The following is a 19,910-nucleotide window of genomic DNA, read 5'->3' as shown; positions in this document are numbered from 1 at the left end:
TTAAAGGTATTTTGCAGGTAATGGATTATTAAGTTCTTCAATCGTTATTTGTTTAAGGTGAGCATTATAAAGCCATACTTTGAACTGCTCTAAATAGCGTTCATTTAATGCTTTCAAAGCTTCATTTTCTGCTTCAAGTCTTCTAATTCGTTGAGAAGCCACTTTTAAATTAGCAGGTTTTACAGTGTGTATTGCACCAGATTTGATAGTGGCTTTTTTTACACTGAAGCTTTCTGCAATCCTTACATGACTACTTAAGGATTGTCTTGATGGTCTTTTCCCAATAATCCTTACTAACCTGTCGCACAAAGCATCCCAAGTTAGTTTTTCATCTATAGACCATGTGTTAATAACATCTACAATCTTCTTCTCATAATAACCATTTATATGCTTAGCCATTTATTCTCCTTTTTTTATTCTCTTATGGAATTCATACCATCTATCAGCATTTATGTTCCCATCATTTTTATCATACAGTGTTCTTTTTAAAATTTTATCGTGAATGTTTGAAATCGTTTCGTTATCTAAACCAGAATTCTCAATCGGATAATGTTCACACGGCTTAAACGCATATGAGTGCTTGCAGTAGCCATGTTTTGATACAAGTACTGCGCCACTACTAAGTGATTCAAACTCATTAAGATCAACTACTGGAGCCTCCTTTATTCTGTGCTCGTTAACACACACTGATAACTTTTGTTCTCTAATTGCTTTAGACATTTGAAGATGCGATCTGTGGTCATAAGAAACATTTTGAGAAATAAGCTTACGTCCAGACCAGCGAGCAATACTAAATTCATCCATACCATTTATTTGAGCAAATGTGTTGAGAAGATGCCTCAGTTGATGTGTTCTCAGCAAATATGGGCTACCATCTTCATTTATATAACCATGTCTTTTAAAGATATTAAAATGTCCTTTTATATAATCAGAATCAACAATGTCAGTTTTAAAAAAACTCATTGTAGGTCTGAATAACTTATCTAACATTTTCTTTTTGTTTTGATTTAACTGTCCTTCAGTTAACAAGCAAAGCGCATTAGAATATTCAATTTTCTTCTCTCTATCATACCAAGGGAAATCTTGAGGTATATTCTCTTTAAGGGTTCCCATCGTTGAATTAGAGTGATTTTTCTGAATTTCAGCAGCCAATAACCTCGCTTGACTTGATAATTCTTTTAATCTGGTAATTGCCTTTTTAGCTACAGGTATCATTAGAGTTGGAATCCATTTTATATTACCTTCATACCCTTTTGCTGAAAAAAATCTCAAACCGTATCTTTGAATGCCCTTTCCATCACATTCTGTAATTTCACAATCCGCTGGCAAAGCTAAAATTTCTGATATCCTACTCGGTGCGCACATAAGTAAAGCAAGCACAGATGTAGTAAATATGTCTCTTAAAGATAATTGTTCATCCCTCTTTGAAAAAATCTCAGCAATCGCAATAACTGATTTGATATCAGGCAATCTAGAATGGCCTTCCAGTGTAGAATCATAACCAGTCCAAGACTGAGTAATCCTATACCTAATTGGGTTTACCCAAAATAAATAAGATAAATTAGTCATGTTATTATCACTTAGAAATGAACTCAATTTCTCAAGTTCTTTTCCAATAGAAAATGCGTGTGCTTTAGAATACTTTTCAGAGGCTATTCTTATGCATTCATCAAAAACTGAATTGTTGCAATAGCTTACATTAGCTTCCATATTGATTTTCAGTAAAACGAATTCTACAATCTTCAACATTGATAATGTTGAGTGTTTCGTCTTAGATTTATTGAATGAATGCACATGCAACATATATGCTTTAGCAAAATTAATAAAGCTATCATCTAAGCATTCTTTGCTGTTTAGGTTGTTTTTTGAGTTAAACTTAGTAAACCTATATAAACCTTTCCATTTATTGCTTTCCCAAGAAGTTGTTAAATTATTATTAGAAATAGTACTCTTACAAAACTCGATGAACTTAATAACATTATCGTCAGGGTTGTTTTTATTGCTTGGTTCAAAAATAAATATATTGTTCATAATGCTCTCCAGGGATTGAATTTTTTACACGTTAAACATTTCAAATCCTCTTTCGTATCTTCTAATAAGAAAAATGCATCTGAAACATACTTGATAAAAAAGTTCTTGTTTTCTTCAATCTCTATGCCCATAAGTATATTAGATAAGGGGTTAAAAAACGCACTTAGTCTCTTATCGATGTCATAAACGTTGTCAGGATTATTTTTTATATATATCATAGAAGAGTTTACTGATTTATGATCTAACGCTTTAGCAATCACCTCAATTGAGGCTCCTTCGTTAGCCAGTCGACTTCCTAACGTATATCTGAATCTTCTAGCATTAAGTTCTATATAGCTGTTAGTCCTTTCTGACCTAACATCGAATTTTGACGGAAAGTGTTTTAATAGTTTTGACATAACTGAATTTTTCATATGGAAAAAATCTGTTGTTAAATCAGATAAAAAATCCTCAATCCTTTTTGTTTCCGTAATCTTATCTACATTCATGAAGATTGGTAATTCGCCTCTATAGTTACTAATCCCAACACTGAATTTATCTTCAACAAACGCCTGATTTTTATTAATTAGCATTGATAAGCTGTCATATAAGAACGGTTCTATCATTACCATGTTAAATTCTTTTCTGAAACATTTTCTTTGTTTTACTTTTGGTACATTCAAAAAGCACCCTCTCTCATTTTTAATGAGATCTTTAGCTTTTAGAGATATTAATTGTAATGGCCTTCTTCCTGTTATTGCCAGCAAAAGGATATAACAATACAAAAAGCATTGAATTTTCTTCTCATGATAAAATTTTCCAACGGCGTTAATAATGTTATTGAATTCCGTTTCAGTTAAAGGTCCTTTATTTGGATCTCGTCTTTTAACTGCATCTCCTGTTTGGTTTGGAATGATTTTTATTTTCTCCAGCATTCTAATGGCAGTCGCTTCTATCCCAGGGTAATTGAGATTTTTCCATTTAGTGATGAAAGCCTTAATTAAGTTTAGTTTGTAGTTTCTTTCTGAACCTAAATATACATTCAATTGATATATTGCTTTGTCATCAATAGTATCGATTGTCATTGCACCAAACCACTTATAAAATAGATTGTTAATATTTTGTATATAAAAAGAACTATATTCAGACGCATAGTAAGCTAATGTTTTTAAGTAGCTAAGTTTCATTTTTGTAGGCATTCTATCTACAACTTTATGAGGGTATACGCAGTTTTCTTTATCAAGTTGCCATTTCTTATCTGACAGTTTGAAACTATATCTATTCATCTTAGCAAAAAAAATTTGCTCACTTTCAATACATTTTATTTCCACATTAAACCCCACTAATTATTTTACTGACTGATTTATAGACCTTTAGGACGACATCCTTCTCTTGTTGGGATATATATTTAAAATTGTATCTATTACACATGATTGACTCCTTTGACCAACCCATTAGATAATTCCTTAAATCTTTCCTTCTACTATATTCTAATTCAGCGCCTTCTATTCCTTTAGAATACATATAATTCCAAGAGTGCCTTAACCTATGACCTGAAAGATTATATAGCTTTGGACTTGCTCGTTTCAGTGTTGATATCACCTTCTCATAAGCTGAAATGCTTAAGGGTTCTCCTGCGTTTTTTCCGGTGCAATGAGCCACGAATAAGAAATTATGCTTTTTCCTTTTTGTCATTTTTTCCCTGCTATTGCTTATGTAATCAAAAATTTCACTGGCTAACTCATCAGATAACGGAATAACCCTTTCTCCAGTCTTTACTAATGGCTGATAAGCTCTTCCATCTTCTTTTGAATCATGTCTTCTGACTACACTTAAAGTGTTGTCTCTGAGATCAAAATCATCTATTTTAAGATTGAGCAACTCTCCAGCCCTTAAACCTAAATTTAAGAGCAAGGTAAATATTAGTCTGTTCCTGACCTGTACTTCCTTATGAAAAGGGTTTTCAATCCCGCCAATTTCCAATAGACGGAAAAGCACATTGATCTCTTCTTCATTTAACGATTTTTCAGATATTTCATTCATATTCAATGAACTGTTTCTTGGAATATGTGCTCTGATACTTTCAATAAATACTTCTACTTCATACTTTGCATGAATCCCCTTTGACGAATGAACTAATCCACATAACCACTTAAGGTAGCGTGAAAAAACGTGTACTCTATAACTAAAGGTTCTCTTCGCAATAAACCTATTACTTGCTGATTTTATATTTATAATTTTTTGTCTATCGAATCTTTGTTTCGCATATCTTACCAGATCATCTATTTCTGCAACGCTGAGATACTTTTTAAGCTCAATTCTCTCAACTATATTAATTTTCCTACTATCTAAGAAATTACTAAAAATTAGTAAGTTAGTTGCAACTATTTCCATAGTTGAGGCGGTTGCGCCTCTATTTCTTATGTCTGTAGTAAGAAATAGATTTTGATAGTAAGCTGGTAGATTACTATTTTTATCAAGGATCAGGCATCCTCGCTCCCCATTACTCATGATGAATTTCTTTACTTTATATCCCATTTTGACCTCATTCTTTACAAATTAATATCACTCTCACTTATTAAATATATTCCAATTCAAAATAATTCAAATTTTTTACAATGCCTTTAGTTTATTTGGTATATATATTAATGGCTTGAAAAAATTTATTTGACGTCAAATAAACAGGTACGGCTAGTTAAATGTATCCATACCCGATATTAAGAAAACCATCTTCAAGCCTTATAGCAAAAGCTCTGCTAGAAAAAAGGTAAAGAATTACGTCAAATATATTCTTTTTTTCAGATGCAAACTTTACAAAGCCTCGTTGTTTCAAACCCAATACGTAAACTCACAACATCTGTAAATTTCTTTTTCTTAATGCATTATTAAAAGTTAAAAATCGATGAAGCAGCATTTTTGTTAAGCGACATGCTTTCTTGAATTTTCGATAATTAATTGAATCCATTCATCGATTTCGCTTTCGACAAAAGCGGTAGCACGAACACCGATCTTTACTGGCTGTGGAAACCTATTTTGGCTGATAAGACGATAGATCCACGCTTTACCAAATCCAGTTTTCTTCATGACTTCTGGTAAACGGATGAGACGAGCTTGATTTTCCATATGTATGTCCTCTGTTGTTTCTACAGGGATACAGTACAAATGAATTTCGAATGGATGAAGCGAGATTACGAACACCAGAGCCATCCTTGGTTCGAAACTATGAGTCTCTGGAGATTCATATCACTCAGAATCTGAGAGTTTCATAACATCCGAAACCCTCACATCAATAGGCTACAGGTAGAAAACAGTTCTTTCATTCACCTAAATTTTCACAAGATCGAAAACCTTTACTCACTAGATTTGAGCTTAGAGAAGATAACTATCTGTTCAATTGCGTATTAAGACAGCCTCTAATTATGTTTTTTCTTCAATAAGGAGTTAGATTGAAAAATCTATTTTTATAATAAAAACCTTCTAAATTCTATTGCATAATAGTTTTGACATGTTATTTTATTATAACAATAATTATTAAGGACCCAAAAATGATTGATATAAAAGGGAACATAGACCACGTTAGAGTGTATTATTATAGTAATGAACATCTTTTCAGAAGTGAATTAATCAAACTTGGTAGTTATGAATTCTATGATAAATACCTATGTAATCTAACGCCAAGAGAATATCTTGATTTCTTACAACTTCTATTTGATGATATAATTGAACGAACAACGATAATACCAGATGAAATAACCTCTTTAATTAGTTATATGCTCGGCAAAGAAATATTAACAAAACAGGAAGATAATTCATTTGCTATATCTGAAAATATATTCACAGAGAACTATCAAGATCTGACAAAAAAATCCATTACATTAAATAACATACACACTGCTAAAAGAGAAAAAAATATAATCGAATCCAAAATTCATAACAAAAAAGCTCTAAACAAAACTAAAAAGAGGCTATAGAATAGCCTCTTTACTGTCAGATTTTTCCTGATATTACATCAATTATGTGCTGTATGTGGTGTCTAATCTGGTATTCTTTATTTTTCCCCAAACCGGGAAACGTTCTGCTTTTATAATGCTCGTTATATTTTTCTAATGCTTTATTAGAGCCGTACTCTGTGGCCCTTGTTCTAACTTCCTTTTCAATTTTATCTGTCATTTGTAAGAATTTTGACGCTACGTCGCCAATGTCTCTATCAGTGTCATTCGAAACAAAATGTTCTATCCATATATCACCGCTTGCAGGATGTTTATAAATTAAATGAGATGCAACGGCACCAGCCTTGCCACCACCAATCTCAAGTTTTTTCCCGACTATAGTGAAATCACCGATACCTAATACTGTTTTACCAATTTTTTTATGTTTATCCGTGAAAACTTCTTGACCAGAGTAATCTGCATTCTTATCTAATTTGACGAAGTTATCTTTCACTTCAATAAGTTTATTTTTAGGGATTTCATTAAATTGAAAATCGGTAACATTACCATCAATAGTGATATGAAATTCAATAAATTTTAATTTTGTTAACTTGGAAAATTCCACATCGCTAATACTTGGCTTGTTGTATATTAAAGCAACATTTGAACCTTCAAATGCTTTTAAGAAACCATTAAGGGTTTCAATTGCTACACTTGAGTCAACTATAAGGGTGGGGATAAGCGTTTTACATTTATCTAAATTATTTTTAATCGTTGCTACAAATTTTCTTCGAGCCTCTATATCTTTACTAAACTCATGTTGTTTTGGATTGATGACTAACATGACCCTCTTGTTTTTCTCTGAAAGTATCTCTAAACAACGTATAAGTTTATCGGTTTTGGTTAGCACAGGTTCAATTATCGGTATAAACAACTCAGCATTAGTACAACTTGCTGCCAATTCTCTTAGCGCTAACAGCTCAGAACCACGACCATATAGATATGGACTATACATATGACTCCCTCCAGAGAGAACAATGATCACATAAAGTTAAGCATCTCTACACTATCCCCAAAACCGTGAGGATCTTTTTACGTTGAACACTTGATAAAGCAGATGACATTCCCAACACACGAAGGCAACTAGGAAGGCAATTAACAAAGCTTACAATATCATCACTTGTCGTTCTGCCTCTCATTGCATTAATGTAAATATTGTGAGCTAAATCCTGAGGAATTTTTTTAAATATATCCTCGCAGAATGCATAAATAAGCCCGTTGGGTAAATTGATCTTCTCGCCAATGAATTTTTCTATTGCTGGAAGGTATTCACTTCTTTTCAGCATACGAAAAATATATAATATATCAACATTAGCTAAGTTTGACTCAGCATTTTTAACTATCTTAAGGCTACCTCTATTATTTAATGCAATAACACCAACTTTATCTGGAACAATCTCAGCATATTTTTCAGATAAATTTGGATGAGTAACCACATAAACTTTATCGAATGCTTTTAAATAATCTGGGGTTTGAGTTTGCAATCTACGCGGGGTGTCATATTCCGTTTTAATTTCATACGCTGTAGATGTTCCGTTAAAAATTGCAATATCAACAATAGACTTTCCGACATGAAGCTCACTTAATAATGATGAGGTCCGGGGACTATGCCTCCCAAAAACTATTCGATTTGCTACTTCTGTTTTGTAAACATACTCATTTCTATAATTCCTGGATAACTCTTTATAACATTCACTAAAAAATGTATGTAATGGTTGCCCATCCTGCTTCATTTCATCAGAGAAAGACACAAAATCCAAGACATTAGACGGTTCTCTTCCCTTGGCTAAAGCCTCGAAAACTGGGCGGCTGAACACCCTTGAAAAAACTCTTATATTATCGATACTTAGCGCCATTGGATAATCCATCATAATATTCACTGTTATATAATAGCACAATCATACCGTGAAAAAAATTGTCATATCTCGCATAATCGTTACTGCATTTCAAATCATTAAAATAGTCTATTTCCAGTAAAATCTTTCTTAAAATATATTTATCAACCATTACAACATAATCAATCGGTGTCTGTAATTTTCATTACATCATAAACGCTCATCTCTTTAATATATCTGTTTTTATTTATAAAAAAGTAGAATTGGCGTAAAAAATCATTTTCTACTACTTTCATAGCTAAAGGTCGGTCTGCATCTCTGATATGATACCCTTGTCTAATTACCTTATCGTCATCTTCATCTCTATAAATCAATCGTGATATTCTATCATCTGACAGATGCACTTTTTTTCTTTCTGACCAAGCAAGTAAATCAAGCATTGGTATTATTCTATAGCTCATTAACTTTTTTATTGTCCCATAACCAAATCTTACTGCATCAAGCGGTGCAGGTTTTACACCCTTAACTTTTCGCCATTGTGGTAATGATATTCGCAGTGCCTCTGCTATCTCATCATCACTTCCAGCCGCAAGATCGATTTCTAACATAATTGTAGTAGGAAACTGTTCAGGGATTTTTTCGGATATGTATTCGTTCTCAATAGTGGAATCAATCTTATATTGTTCTGAATTAGCTCTTATGAATAAAGCCTTTTTCATACAAGCAAAACTGATATTAGCTATTCGATCTACCGTGGTTATAAAAAAGTATGGCGGTTGATAAAGTTTATTTTCAGCATCCATATAATTCAAGTCTTTCTCTTTGATGAGAAAAGGATTACCTTCTAATATCTGCATATAATTTTTCAATACTGTTTTATGCATTCCTTCTTCTATTACTGGTTTGAAGAAATATGTCCTCGCCCATATTTCATGGTAAAGCATATTAATTGAAATGTTTTCAAACTCTCGATATCTATCCAAATCAAACCATGTTTTCACTGCTTTGGTGTCTTCTGATGTCCAACTATTCATTTTTACCCAAGATTTCATTAATGCCACTCCGTTGTAAAAAGTTTTACTTCGTAATAGCACATAAATCGAAAATAAAAAAATAACGCCTCAATTTTTTATTGAGCACGCCATTTTATTAATTAAAATCAGTTAGTTATCAAAATCAAAAGGTGCAATTCTTCTCTCAGTTGTTTCATCAAGATAATCAGCCCACCACTGCAACATCAACCTACGCTCGTCCAAATGCTCAGCTTTATGAATGTATGCGGCACGAACGGAGTTCCGCTCCTGATGGCTCATTTGCCTCTCAACAGCATCTCTCGACCACTTTCCTGACTCGATCAAAGCACTACAAGCCATCGCTCTAAAACCATGCCCACATACCTCAACAGTTGTGTCATAACCCATCGACCTTAGTGCCTTGTTGACTGTGTTTTCGCTCATAGGTTTTCTGAAATCATGATCGCCAATGAATACAAGGTCGCATTCACCGCTGATTTCTCTGATTGCTTTTAGAAGTTCTAAGGACTGACGACTTAACGGCACGAGGTGTGGGGTCTTCATTTTTGAGCCTCGATGGGAATATTTGACTCCTGGCAATGGCTCGCGTTCTCCAGGGATAGTCCACATCGCATTTTCAAAGTCGATCTCCGACCATCTTGCGAATCGGAGTTCACTGGAACGGATAAAAATGAGCAATGTCAGCTTTACGGCTAACTTCGTGAGTTTCCTACCTTTGAAGTTATCAATTCGTTCTAAGAGTTCTGAAAATCGTTCGAATGGCAAAGCAGGCCTGTGGATTCTTTTGGCTACAGCAATAGCTCCTGCCATCTCCTGAGCAGGGTTGTAATCTATCAGCCCGTTCTGGACAGCATATCGCATTACTGCCGTCGTTCTTTGCTGTAGTCGGGAAGCAACTTCCAGTCGCCCGGAAGCTTCAACAGCCTTGATAGGGGCAAGAAGATCTCTGGTATTAAGCTCGGATATTTTTCTTTTACCAATAGTAGTAAAGAGACCATCTTCCATGCTTTTTAGAACTCTCTCGCTGTGGGAATCAGACCATTTCCTTTTACAAGCAGTATGCCAGTCCCTTGCGACAGCCTCGAATGTCAAGGCTTCGCTTTGCTCGATCTTATCTGCTTTTTTCTTCTCAGAAGGGTCGATGCCATCAGATACCAACTTTTTGGCTTCATCTCGCTTCCTGCGGGCTTCACCAAGAGAGACCATTGGATAAACACCCAATGCTAAAACTTTCTGTTTGCCCCCGAAACGGTATTGGAGTCGCCAGTATTTTGAACCATTGGGATTGATCAGCAGGTGCATACCCTGCCCATCTGTGAGTTTGAAGGGTTTGTCGGAGGGCTTGGTAGTCCTAACTTTGATATCGGTGAGTGCCATCAGTTGATACCTCCAGTGTTGGTACCAAAATCAATCGAACCGGGAATACCATCAGTTATACCATCATCAGTTGGTATATGTTCAAGGAATTGAGTAGACGTGTACAGACTAAGAAAAGCCAGAAACCTGCTTAACTTACTGTTTTTATGGACTAAAGTAGACGTTAGTAGACTTGAAAAAAGCTTTGTATGGTGCCGAAGGCCGGACTCGAACCGGCACGTATTTCTACGGTTGATTTTGAATCAACTGCGTCTACCGATTTCGCCACTTCGGCACTGAAGGGGATGCGGAAACGTTGTGGATTATACCTGTCGCGCGCCGCCATGCAAGCGACGACGCGCGAAACCCGCGCTAAGTGCCCAAAAAACCAGCGCCCTTCGTCACTCCAGCTCGGACACCGCCAGCCGAATCACCCTCGCCGCCTTCTGCTCCGGCAGCGCCAGCACCTTCGCCCACATCTCCTGCACCATATCGCAAGAGAGCTTCTCTTTGCCCGCCGCCTTCTCCGGCATCTGCAGCAGCTGGATGTCCTCACCGTACTTGTCGGAAAGCGCCTTCATAATCGGCCGCACATCCTCGACAGCCGCCTCGCGCTCGGCCGGGGTCACGGTGTGGCGGTTTTTGCTGTAGGCCGCACGCATCATGTCGGCATCGGCCTGCATGCGACGCGCCATCAGGTCTTTATCCAGCATGCGCATCGGATTGATGCCGCCCTTCACCATCGGGTAGAGGAAGCGGAAGCAGGCGTCGTCGCTCACCTTCTGGATGGCGGCGGTCTGCTCCATGTTGATGGTCATGTAGTTCACCACGTTGGCGTCCGGGGCGTTTTGCAGGCGCGACATCTGCAGATGCAGGATCTGCGGCTGGATGGTGTCGATAATCTGCTGCTCCGGCTCGCCCGCTTTTTGCAGGGCGGCCATCTGGTCGAGGATGCGCTGATGCAGAACAGGCTCCTGCTCCTTAATCACCTGCCAGGCGGGCATCGCGTTGAGGGCGTTATCCATCTGCCGTTCCGGGGCGCGCTGCCTGTCGAAAAACACCCAGAACGCCACGGCGGCAGCCGCAATGACGACAATCACAATACGGGTCCACGTTTTATTCATCTCGCATCCTTATCCTTGAATTATGCCGGTTTACACCGGCACGCCGCTGTGGAAGCGAAACTCGTGGTCCGGTGTCGAGATAAGTGTGGCTTCAATTTCGCCAAAAAGCTGTATGCGCGGTGAGATATCGTCGTCGCTCACCTGCTGGGCCAGCGTCAGGTAGTCCTGATAATGGCGCGCTTCCGAGCGCAGCAGCGAGAGATAGAACTTCTGCAGGTCGTCGTCGAGGAACGGGGCCAGCGCGGCGAAGCGTTCGCAGGAGCGGGCTTCGATGTAGGCGCCGCAGATGAGCTTGTCGATCAGCGTCAGCGGTTCGTGAGTGCGCACTTCTTTCAGCATCCCTTTGGCGTAGCGGCTGGCGGTGATTTTGACGTACGGAATGTCGCGGGCCAGCATCGCCTCGCGCACCTGCCAGAAGTGGTGCAGCTCCTCTTTAATCAGCAGCACCATGCTGTCGATGAGCGCCTGGCCCCACGGATCGTTGGTTTTGGGCATCACGCTTTTGCCAATCTGCCTGTGCAGGGCGATAAAGTCCGGCTCCGGGCCGTCGCGGAAGGTGAACTGTTCGTAGGGCTTGAGCCAGTCGAGCAGCGCGTCGGCACCGCTTTCGTCGGCGACGTATTTACGCACCAGCAGCAGCGCGGTCTGGGCGGCCTTGAGCTCGCACACCATGTGGTCGGTGAGCAGCTGCGGCAGGTTCGCCGGGTCGCGGGCTTTATCAATCCATGCTTGCGGGGTCGGGCACTGGAGGAAGTTGAGTACGGGGGCGAGTATCTGCGGGTAATCCATGGTTCTGCCTTGAAAAAGCGGTGGCGCGCGCCACCGCCTGAAACGCTTAGTGACGCACGCCGTCGTCGTCTTCGTCGACGTAATCTTCGTCGTCGCCTTCTTCGCCGTCTTCACCGTTCGGATCTTCGAAGTAGGTTCCCCAGCCGTCGTATTCCACTTCAAACTTCTCGGCCAGGTTCATCAGCTGTTCGACCTGCGCGTCGATCAGCTCCGCCTTCAGCGCGCCTTCGCTCAGGATGTCGCAGCAGATGACGGTGTCGCCCTCTTCCACTTCCAGCTCTTCCGGCTCGGTCACTTCGTAACCCAGTTTAAAGGCTTCTACCGCCAGTTTTTCCAGCGCGTCGAAATCATCCGCAGAGAAATGGTGCTCGATGGTGTACAGCGCGTCCGGATCGCTACCGTCTTCCAGCAGTTCTTCAATAATCAGACGCGTCTCTTCGCGTTGCTCTTCCAGGTGTTCCGGGTTTGCCATGGCTCAATCCTCTTTAAAGTGCGGCAGATACTTCTATTTTCACACACGGACGGGTTTGCCTCCACCTTTGTTGGAAAGATTTGTGAAACGGGGTTGCAAATGAATAATTACACATATAAAGTGAATTTTAATTCAATAAGTGGCGTTCGCCATGTGAGGATAAAATGTCTGATCTGTACAAGAAACACTTTCTGAAATTGCTCGACTTTACCCCTGCACAGTTCACTTCTCTGCTGACCCTTGCCGCACAGCTCAAAGCCGATAAAAAAAATGGCAAGGAAGTACAAAAGCTTACCGGTAAAAACATCGCGCTCATCTTCGAAAAAGACTCAACCCGTACACGATGCTCTTTCGAAGTTGCCGCATTTGACCAGGGCGCGCGCGTGACCTATTTAGGGCCGAGCGGCAGCCAGATTGGGCATAAAGAGTCAATTAAGGACACCGCGCGCGTGCTGGGGCGGATGTACGACGGCATTCAGTATCGCGGCCACGGCCAGGAAGTGGTTGAAACGCTGGCGCAGTACGCGGGCGTGCCGGTGTGGAACGGGCTGACCAACGAGTTCCACCCGACCCAGCTGCTGGCGGACCTGCTGACCATGCAGGAGCACCTGCCGGGCAAGGCGTTTAACGAGATGGCGCTGGTCTACGCGGGCGACGCACGCAACAACATGGGCAACTCGATGCTGGAAGCGGCGGCGCTGACCGGGCTGGATCTGCGCCTGGTGGCCCCGAAAGCCTGCTGGCCGGAAGAGAGCCTGGTGGCGGAATGCAGCGCGCTGGCGGAGAAGCACGGCGGGAAGATCACGCTGACGGAAGACGTGGCGGCGGGCGTGAAGGGCGCGGACTTTATCTATACCGACGTGTGGGTGTCGATGGGCGAAGCCAAAGAGAAGTGGGCGGAGCGGATCGCGCTGCTGCGCGGGTATCAGGTGAACGCGCAGATGATGGCACTGACCGGCAACCCGGATGTGAAGTTCCTGCACTGTCTGCCGGCGTTCCATGACGACCAGACCACACTCGGCAAGCAGATGGCGAAGGAGTTCGACCTGCACGGCGGGATGGAAGTGACGGACGAGGTGTTTGAGTCGGCGGCGAGCATCGTGTTTGACCAGGCGGAAAACCGGATGCATACGATTAAGGCGGTGATGGTGGCGACGCTTGGGGGTTGAGTCCTCTGCGGTCTGGTGCCCTCACCCCGGCCCTCTCCCACAGGGAGAGGGAGCAAACACTAAAAAACGACAACAGGGTTGTCGTTTTTGCTTTTACCTCCATTTCATTGATTTTTCACCCCGAAAAAGGTACGTTTTCGCCTTAATTCCAGCGTGGACATGCCAGCATTATGCCGATTATTCAGTCTGTTGAACGTGCGTTGCAGATCCTCGACCTGTTCAACGAGCAGGCCACCGAGCTTAAGATCACCGACATCAGCAAACTGATGGGGCTGAGCAAGAGTACCCTCCACTCGCTGCTGAAAACCCTGCAGCTTCACGGCTATATCGATCAGAACCCGGAGAACGGTAAGTATCGCCTCGGCATGAAGCTGGTCGAGCGCGGCCATTTCGTCGTGGGCTCCATCGATATTCGTCAAAAGGCGAAGGGCTGGCTGACGGAGCTGTCCCAGCGTACCGGGCAGACCACCCATCTGGGGATCCTGGACGGGCGTGAAGGGGTTTATATCGAGAAGATTGAAGGCAAGCTGGCGGCCATCGCCTATTCGCGCATCGGCCGCCGCCTGCCGGTTCATGCCACCGCCATCGGCAAGGTGTTGATTGCCTGGCTGGGCGAGGCCGAGCTGAACGCCCTGCTGGAGGGCTATCAGTACACCACCTATACCCCTTCCACCCTCGCCTCTCGCGAAGCCTTAATGAGCGCCCTGGCGCAGACCCGCGAGCAGGGTTTTGCCCTGGATAGCGAAGAGAACGAGCAGGGCGTGCGCTGCGTGGCGGTGCCGGTGTGGAACCACGAGTCCCGCGTCATTGCAGCCCTGAGCCTGTCGACGCTGACCTCGCGCGTGGACGATGCAGAGCTGGCTAACTTCCGCGAGCAGCTTCAGCAGGCCGGGCTCCAGCTCTCACGCGCGCTGGGCTACCCGGCCTGAGCCGTTAGGCCGGCTCGTAGGTGAAGTAGTCGAAGTCCGCGTGGCAGCCGTCGCCGCTTATGTCCTCGCAGTGCAGACCCACAAACGCGCCGGTGAAGAAGCCGCGCCCGCCGATGTAGTCATCCGACAGCTTCCACGCCTCATATGTTACCGGCACGGTGTGCCACGTCTCGCCATCGAACGAGTAGCTGTAGCGGTAGACCAGCGTATCCACATCCACCCGCAGCCAGATGTTCTCCGCACTCTCCGGCACCGGAATCGGCTGCTCGTGCAGCGGCCATGACGGCACGTTGTGGTCGAGCTGAATAACCTTGATGGTTCTCCCCTTCCCCTCCTCGTAGTCCACAAAGCAGTAGCTCCAGTTTTTGCTGTTGTAGTAGCAGGTCAGCCCCGCGCTTTGCTGGAAGTGAACCGGTGAGAACTGCATCCGCGTTTCTGAGCGGAAAGCGAAGTGCTGCCAGCGGCGCGCCACGGTCGACTGGGTAAAGGTGGAGTTGAGCGAGTCGTTGCCGTAGAGCCGTAAATAGCCCGGCCGCGCGGTGAGCGAGCCGAGGGTGTCGTCGAACGGGATGCGCAGGGTCTGCAGCTCCGGGTCGAGCGAACTGGCGTCGAAATCGTCCCGCCAGCTGACCTGAACGGCAGCGGGCTGCTCGGCCACCTGCGGGCCTTTCACGGTCAGCTGCGCGTGCTTGCCGCCTTCCACGTACGGCCAGCCATCGCGCCACTCAATGCGGGCGATGCCGGTCTCGCGCCCCAGCGGGCAGTAGCCGCGTCCTCCGGAGGCCAGCAGCGGCACGCCGGGCAGGCGCAGCGGGCGGCTGGTGAGGTAGGCCATGTACCATTCCCCGGTGTGGGTCTGCAGCAGCGAGCCGTGGCCGCTCTTCTGCAGCGGGTTCTCCGGCAGGTGCCAGCTGGTCATCATCGTCACCTCCGGATGCAGCTCGTACGGCCCGTCGATGGTTTTTGAACGCAGCACCACAACCGCGTGCTCGTAGCTGGTGCCGCCCTCGGCGACCATCAGGTAGTACCATCCCGCGTGGCGATAAAGGTGCGCGCCTTCGGTGTAGCAGAGCGGCGTGCCGGTAAACAGCGTTTTGCGCTCGCGCGCGAGGGTGCCGGTTTGCGGGTCAAACTCCTGCAACACGATGGTGTTGTGCGGGTTGCTGTGGTGGCGCGGCCCCCACGGGCGGTAGATATAGTATTTGCGGCCATCGTCGTCGTGGAACAGGGACGGGTCAAACCCGCCGTTGCCCATCGGGATCGGCTCACTCCACGGGCCCTCGATGGATGGCGCGGTGACGAGGAAGTTGCGGCCGTTTTTCCACGGCGAGTCGACAATCTTCACGTCGGTGTAGAGCAGCCAGAATTTGCCGTCGGCGTAGCTCAGGCACGGCGCCCAGATGCCGCCGGAGTCCGGGTTGCCCTTCATGTCCAGCATCGACACGCGGTCCAGCGGGGTGCTGACCAGCGACCAGTTTTTCAGGTCACGGGAGTGGTAGATGCGCACGCCGGGGAACCACTCGAAGGTCGAGGTGGCGATGTAGTAGTCCTCGCCCTGACGGCACAGGGATGGGTCCGGGTTGAAGCCGGTGAGTATCGGGTTAGTGATTTGCATAGTGCCTCCGGTTAATGGGATGCGGCTGTCGCAGCGTCGGGAATGGCCTCGCCCTGCGCCGCGCGATGCTTGATCAGCTGCTGGCTGATGGCCTCCACGCGGGCGTCGGTGAGCTTATAGAACGACAGCATGATGAACATGCCCGCGTAGAGCACCACGGGCACCACGCAGAACAGAATTTTGATGGTGGTCAGCACCTCGACCGGCTGCACGCTGCTGCTGGCGGAGTAGTTCACGTACGCCAGGATCCAGCCCACCACCGCCCCGCCAATCGCCAGGCCAATCTTCAGGCTGAACAGGTAGGTGGAGAACACCAGCCCGTCGAGGCGGCGCCCGCTGCGGCTCTCTTCGTAATCCACCACGTCAGAGGCCATCAGCCACTGCAGCGGCGTGGTGGTGTTAAAGACGAACAGGAACAGAATGTTGAGGGCAAAAATCAGCGCGATGTGCTCCGCCGGGGTGATGAAAATCAGCAGGCTGATCAGCGAGTAGGCGACGATGATCCACTTGAAGGCGGTAACGCGGTCGAAGCGGCCCAGCAGGCGGGAGGAGCAGAGCGAGCCGAACATGGTGGCGAGGCTTCCGTAAAGTAAAAACTGGGTCGCCATCTCCGGGTGATCCATCACGTATTTTACGAAGTAGAGCGTCGCCCCGCCGCGCACCACGTTGGAGCAGGTCGCCATCATCTTGAACGCACACATGATGCGCCACTGGCTGTTGCCCAGCAGCAGCTTAAGGTCTTTCGCCACCGACGAGCCCGGCTGCACCTCAAAGGTGTAGCGTTCTTGGGTGGTGAAGAAGCAGACGTAGAGCAGCACCACGCCGCTCAACCCAAGCACGCACATGGCGCCGAAATAGCCCACCTGCTCGTTCCCTTTGCCGATGATGCTCACCAGCGGCAGCGCGATGCCGCTGATGGCGAGCGAGCCCGCCGCGGCCAGGAAGAAGCGCCAGGACTGCAGGGCGTGACGCTCTTTCGGGTCGGCGGTAATGACGCCCGGCATGGCGCAGTACGGCACGTTAACGAAGGTGTAGACCAGGGTCAGGAGAATGTAGGTCACGCAGGCGTAGATGATCTTGCCCTGCGCGGAAAAGTCCGGCGTGTAGAAGGTCAGCACGCAGACGATGCCGAACGGGATGGCCCCCCACAGCAGGAACGGGCGGAACTGGCCGTGACGCGTGCGGGTGCGGTCTACCAGCAGCCCCATCAGCGGGTCGGTCACGGCGTCGAGCACGCGGGAGACCAAAAACAGCGTGCCCATAATCCCCGCCGACAGGCCGAAGACGTCGGTGTAGAAGTAGGCCAGCAGGAACATCGTGGCCTGCCAGACGAAGCCGCAGGCGGTGTCACCCAGCCCGTAGCCAATTTTATCTTTCATGGTTAATTGCGTCATCAGAATTACACCCTTATGTAGTGTGCTGAATTACAACATCGTGTTAATGGAGTGTAATGAGCTGTTCAATTAACCAGCAATGGTCATATCTTATTTCCGAATTACGTTATTTTGCTTTTGTGACGCCAACGATATATCGCAACTTATTGTTTAAATTAGAAAATTACAGACACGCAAAAACCGCCCGCGGAATATTTCCCGCAGACGGTTTTATCTCAGAAAATAATTAAATGCCGAGCGCTTTTTTACCGGCGTTAATTACCTCAATGATTTTATCGGTGTCATAAATACAGCCTTTCCAGGTGCCGCCGCTCACCGACTGCAGCGCCGCCCACAGCCGGGTATCGTCCGGCAAAAAGTCGTGGGCGTGCAGGTCCGGGTGCGTCTGCCGTACTGCCAGCTCGCGCGCCCCCACTTCCGGCGTTAGCGGGTTTTCTGCGGTACCGATAAAGTTGACGCTGCCAGTTAACGTCAGACGATCCACGGCAATCTCGATGATGTCGTTGTCACGCAGCTTGCCAATCGGCCCGCCCGCCAGCGCCTCCGGCGACACGTGGCCGAAGCAGGCGCCCGTCGACACGCCCGAGAAGCGCGCATCGGTAATTAACGATACCGTTTTGCCCCACGAGATATGCTTGAGCGCGGAGGTGAGCTGGTAGGTCTCTTCCATACCGGTGCCGGACGGCCCGCCGCCGATCACCACCATGATATCGCCCTGCTTAATCTCTTCCCGCTTGATGGCCTTGATCGCCTGCGCTTCCGAGACAAACACCCGCACCCGGCCGGTGTGGCGGTACACGCCATCTTCGCCCACCACCGACGGGTCGATCGCCGTGGCCTTGATCACCGACCCTTCCGGCGCGATGTTGCCCGTCGGGAAGCAGACCGTCGAGGTCAGCCCTTTCGCTTTTGCCTTCTCCGGCGGCAGGATCACGTCATCCGGATCCACGCCGTCCTGCTCGCGCAGGCACTGGCGGAAGCGCGCCCGGCGCTCGGACGCCTGCCACCAGTCGAGGTTCTCGCCGACCGTCTGGCCAGTAACGGTCATCGCATCAAGATGCAGCAGGCCGAGATCGCGCAGGTGGAGCATCACCTCCGGCACACCGCCCGCGAGGAAGGCGCGCACGGTCGGATGATAGTCCGGGCCGTTGGGCAGCACGCTCACCAGGCGCGGCACCCTGCGGTTGACGCGCGTCCAGTGTTCAACGTCCGGAATAGTGCAGCCCGCCGCGTGGGCGATGGCCGGAATGTGCAGCAGTAAATTGGTGGAGCCGCCGAACGCCGCGTGGATCACCATCGCGTTTTCGATGGCTTTGTCGGTGAGGATATCGCGCGTGGTGATGCCGCGGTTATCCAGCTCGCTCACCGCCCGCGCCGACTGGCGGGCGATCTCCAGCCACACCGCCTGTCCGGACGGCGCCAGCGCGGAATGCGGCAGCGCCAGACCCAGCGCTTCCGCGACCACCTGCGAGGTGCCCGCCGTGCCGAGGAACTGACACCCACCGCCCGGCGAGGCGCAGGCGCGACAGCCAAGCTCGGCGGCCTCCTGCAATGAGAGTTCGTGGTTGGCGAAGCGCGCGCCGATTGTCTGCACCTTGCCCGCGTCTTCCCCCACGGTTGGCGGCAGCGTCGCCCCGCCCGGCACCAGAATGGTCGGCAGGTCGTGCATTGCGGCCAGCGCAATCATGGTGGCGGGTAGCCCTTTATCGCAGCTTGCCACCCCTATTACCGCCCGGCGCGTCGGCAGGGAGCGGATCAGGCGGCGAAAGACGATCGCCGCGTCGTTACGGTACGGCAGAGAGTCGAACATGCCGTGCGTGCCCTGAGAACGGCCGTCGCACGGATCGCTGACGAAGGCCGCGAACGGGATCCCGCCGTTACGCGTGATCTCCTTCGCCGCCGCCTGCATCTGCATGCCGATCTCCCAGTGCCCGGTGTGGTAGCCCAGCGCAACCGGGCGTCCGTCTCCGGCGCGGATCCCGCCCTGGGTACCGATAATCAGCACCTCTTTGCCGGTGAGCTTGTTGGCGTCCCAGCCCATCCCGGCGTTCTGCGTCATGCCGAACAGGTTGCCGCTGGGGGATTCCATCAGCATCTGCGGAGTCAGCGGCAGCGCGCCCTGCGGCCCCGCCGCGTGGGTGATCACCGCGTAAAACGCATCGTCCTGCGGGGTGAAAATGTTCTCGATGGTCAT

19 protein-coding genes and 1 tRNA gene are annotated in these 19,910 nt (G+C 47.0%); 4 read left to right on the top strand and 16 right to left on the bottom strand.

From position 1 onward, the window contains the following. The 5 genes from ACWHWP_RS02950 to ACWHWP_RS02930 all read right to left on the bottom strand — a co-directional run bounded on the left by ACWHWP_RS02950 (position 1) and on the right by ACWHWP_RS02930 (position 5,133). Positions 1 to 399, bottom strand: coding sequence for a hypothetical protein (locus tag ACWHWP_RS02950; protein ID WP_023329949.1), 399 nt, complete (start codon positions 397 to 399; stop codon positions 1 to 3). After that, positions 400 to 2,031: a DNA-binding protein gene (locus tag ACWHWP_RS02945; protein WP_097410464.1), complete on the bottom strand. Its 1,632-nt coding sequence runs from the start codon at positions 2,029 to 2,031 to the stop codon at positions 400 to 402. After that, positions 2,028 to 3,341 (bottom strand): tyrosine-type recombinase/integrase, encoded by a 1,314-nt coding sequence (locus ACWHWP_RS02940; protein ID WP_097410463.1) that lies wholly within the window; start codon positions 3,339 to 3,341, stop codon positions 2,028 to 2,030. The genes ACWHWP_RS02945 and ACWHWP_RS02940 overlap by 4 nt, the downstream gene beginning before the upstream one ends. A gap of 1 nt (position 3,342) precedes the next feature. Further along, positions 3,343 to 4,548 carry a tyrosine-type recombinase/integrase gene (locus ACWHWP_RS02935; protein WP_097410462.1) on the bottom strand — a complete coding sequence of 402 codons (1,206 nt, stop codon included), beginning with the start codon at positions 4,546 to 4,548 and terminating at the stop codon, positions 3,343 to 3,345. Positions 4,549 to 4,929: 381 nt separating this feature from the next. Next, on the bottom strand, positions 4,930 to 5,133 hold the full coding sequence (locus ACWHWP_RS02930; protein WP_016190490.1) for a helix-turn-helix transcriptional regulator: 204 nt from the start codon (positions 5,131 to 5,133) through the stop codon (positions 4,930 to 4,932). A 422-nt stretch (positions 5,134 to 5,555) separates the two neighbouring features. Between ACWHWP_RS02930 and ACWHWP_RS02925 the strand changes: the two genes are divergently transcribed. Further along, entirely contained in the window at positions 5,556 to 5,981 is a 426-nt protein-coding gene (locus tag ACWHWP_RS02925) for a hypothetical protein (protein WP_029497377.1), read from the top strand. A gap of 16 nt (positions 5,982 to 5,997) precedes the next feature. Here the strand turns inward: ACWHWP_RS02925 and ACWHWP_RS02920 are convergent, their stop codons facing one another. From ACWHWP_RS02920 to rraB, 8 genes are all read right to left on the bottom strand, one after another. Then, positions 5,998 to 6,954, bottom strand: coding sequence for a sce7725 family protein (locus tag ACWHWP_RS02920; protein WP_007705344.1), 957 nt, complete (start codon positions 6,952 to 6,954; stop codon positions 5,998 to 6,000). Positions 6,955 to 7,000: 46 nt separating this feature from the next. Further along, positions 7,001 to 7,855, bottom strand: coding sequence for a sce7726 family protein (locus ACWHWP_RS02915; RefSeq protein ID WP_032679532.1), 855 nt, complete (start codon positions 7,853 to 7,855; stop codon positions 7,001 to 7,003). Positions 7,856 to 8,016: 161 nt separating this feature from the next. Next, a complete protein-coding gene (locus ACWHWP_RS02910; RefSeq protein ID WP_097410461.1) occupies positions 8,017 to 8,886 on the bottom strand; it encodes a DUF6387 family protein in 870 nt (289 codons plus the stop codon). Between the two features lie 111 nt (positions 8,887 to 8,997). After that, entirely contained in the window at positions 8,998 to 10,245 is a 1,248-nt protein-coding gene (locus tag ACWHWP_RS02905) for a tyrosine-type recombinase/integrase (protein ID WP_029497379.1), read from the bottom strand. A 189-nt stretch (positions 10,246 to 10,434) separates the two neighbouring features. Beyond that, positions 10,435 to 10,519 (bottom strand) — tRNA-Leu (locus ACWHWP_RS02900). A 106-nt stretch (positions 10,520 to 10,625) separates the two neighbouring features. Then, a complete protein-coding gene (locus ACWHWP_RS02895) occupies positions 10,626 to 11,348 on the bottom strand; it encodes a topoisomerase II (protein ID WP_447855022.1) in 723 nt (240 codons plus the stop codon). A 30-nt stretch (positions 11,349 to 11,378) separates the two neighbouring features. Beyond that, on the bottom strand, positions 11,379 to 12,137 hold the full coding sequence (gene miaE / locus ACWHWP_RS02890; RefSeq protein WP_447855020.1) for a tRNA isopentenyl-2-thiomethyl-A-37 hydroxylase MiaE: 759 nt from the start codon (positions 12,135 to 12,137) through the stop codon (positions 11,379 to 11,381). Positions 12,138 to 12,183: 46 nt separating this feature from the next. Beyond that, a complete protein-coding gene (rraB, locus tag ACWHWP_RS02885) occupies positions 12,184 to 12,609 on the bottom strand; it encodes a ribonuclease E inhibitor RraB (RefSeq protein WP_029739283.1) in 426 nt (141 codons plus the stop codon). Between the two features lie 99 nt (positions 12,610 to 12,708). On the opposite strand from rraB, the gene argL reads away from it, so the two are divergent. From argL to xynR, 3 genes are all read left to right on the top strand, one after another. Then, positions 12,709 to 12,804, top strand: coding sequence for a putative translational regulatory protein ArgL (gene argL / locus ACWHWP_RS02880; protein ID WP_213014347.1), 96 nt, complete (start codon positions 12,709 to 12,711; stop codon positions 12,802 to 12,804). Further along, positions 12,774 to 13,778, top strand: a complete 1,005-nt coding sequence (gene argF / locus ACWHWP_RS02875) for an ornithine carbamoyltransferase (RefSeq protein WP_447855019.1) — start codon at positions 12,774 to 12,776, stop codon at positions 13,776 to 13,778. The genes argL and argF overlap by 31 nt, the downstream gene beginning before the upstream one ends. Positions 13,779 to 13,948: 170 nt before the next feature. Then, positions 13,949 to 14,707 carry a DNA-binding transcriptional repressor XynR gene (gene xynR, locus ACWHWP_RS02870; protein ID WP_063957393.1) on the top strand — a complete coding sequence of 253 codons (759 nt, stop codon included), beginning with the start codon at positions 13,949 to 13,951 and terminating at the stop codon, positions 14,705 to 14,707. A gap of 4 nt (positions 14,708 to 14,711) precedes the next feature. Here xynR and ACWHWP_RS02865 read toward each other — a convergent pair whose 3' ends face one another. The 3 genes from ACWHWP_RS02865 to yagF all read right to left on the bottom strand — a co-directional run bounded on the left by ACWHWP_RS02865 (position 14,712) and on the right by yagF (position 19,910). After that, positions 14,712 to 16,322, bottom strand: a complete 1,611-nt coding sequence (locus tag ACWHWP_RS02865) for a glycoside hydrolase family 43 protein (protein ID WP_447855017.1) — start codon at positions 16,320 to 16,322, stop codon at positions 14,712 to 14,714. Between the two features lie 11 nt (positions 16,323 to 16,333). Next, a complete protein-coding gene (locus tag ACWHWP_RS02860; RefSeq protein WP_063957391.1) occupies positions 16,334 to 17,716 on the bottom strand; it encodes an MFS transporter in 1,383 nt (460 codons plus the stop codon). Between the two features lie 226 nt (positions 17,717 to 17,942). After that, positions 17,943 to 19,910: a xylonate dehydratase YagF gene (yagF, locus tag ACWHWP_RS02855; RefSeq protein WP_447855015.1), complete on the bottom strand. Its 1,968-nt coding sequence runs from the start codon at positions 19,908 to 19,910 to the stop codon at positions 17,943 to 17,945.

Source organism: Enterobacter sp. WI-ESBL-E8, from assembly GCF_053364895.1.
The sequence above is the reverse complement of the archived record's forward strand: the minus strand, read 5'-3'. Positions and strand labels throughout refer to the sequence as shown.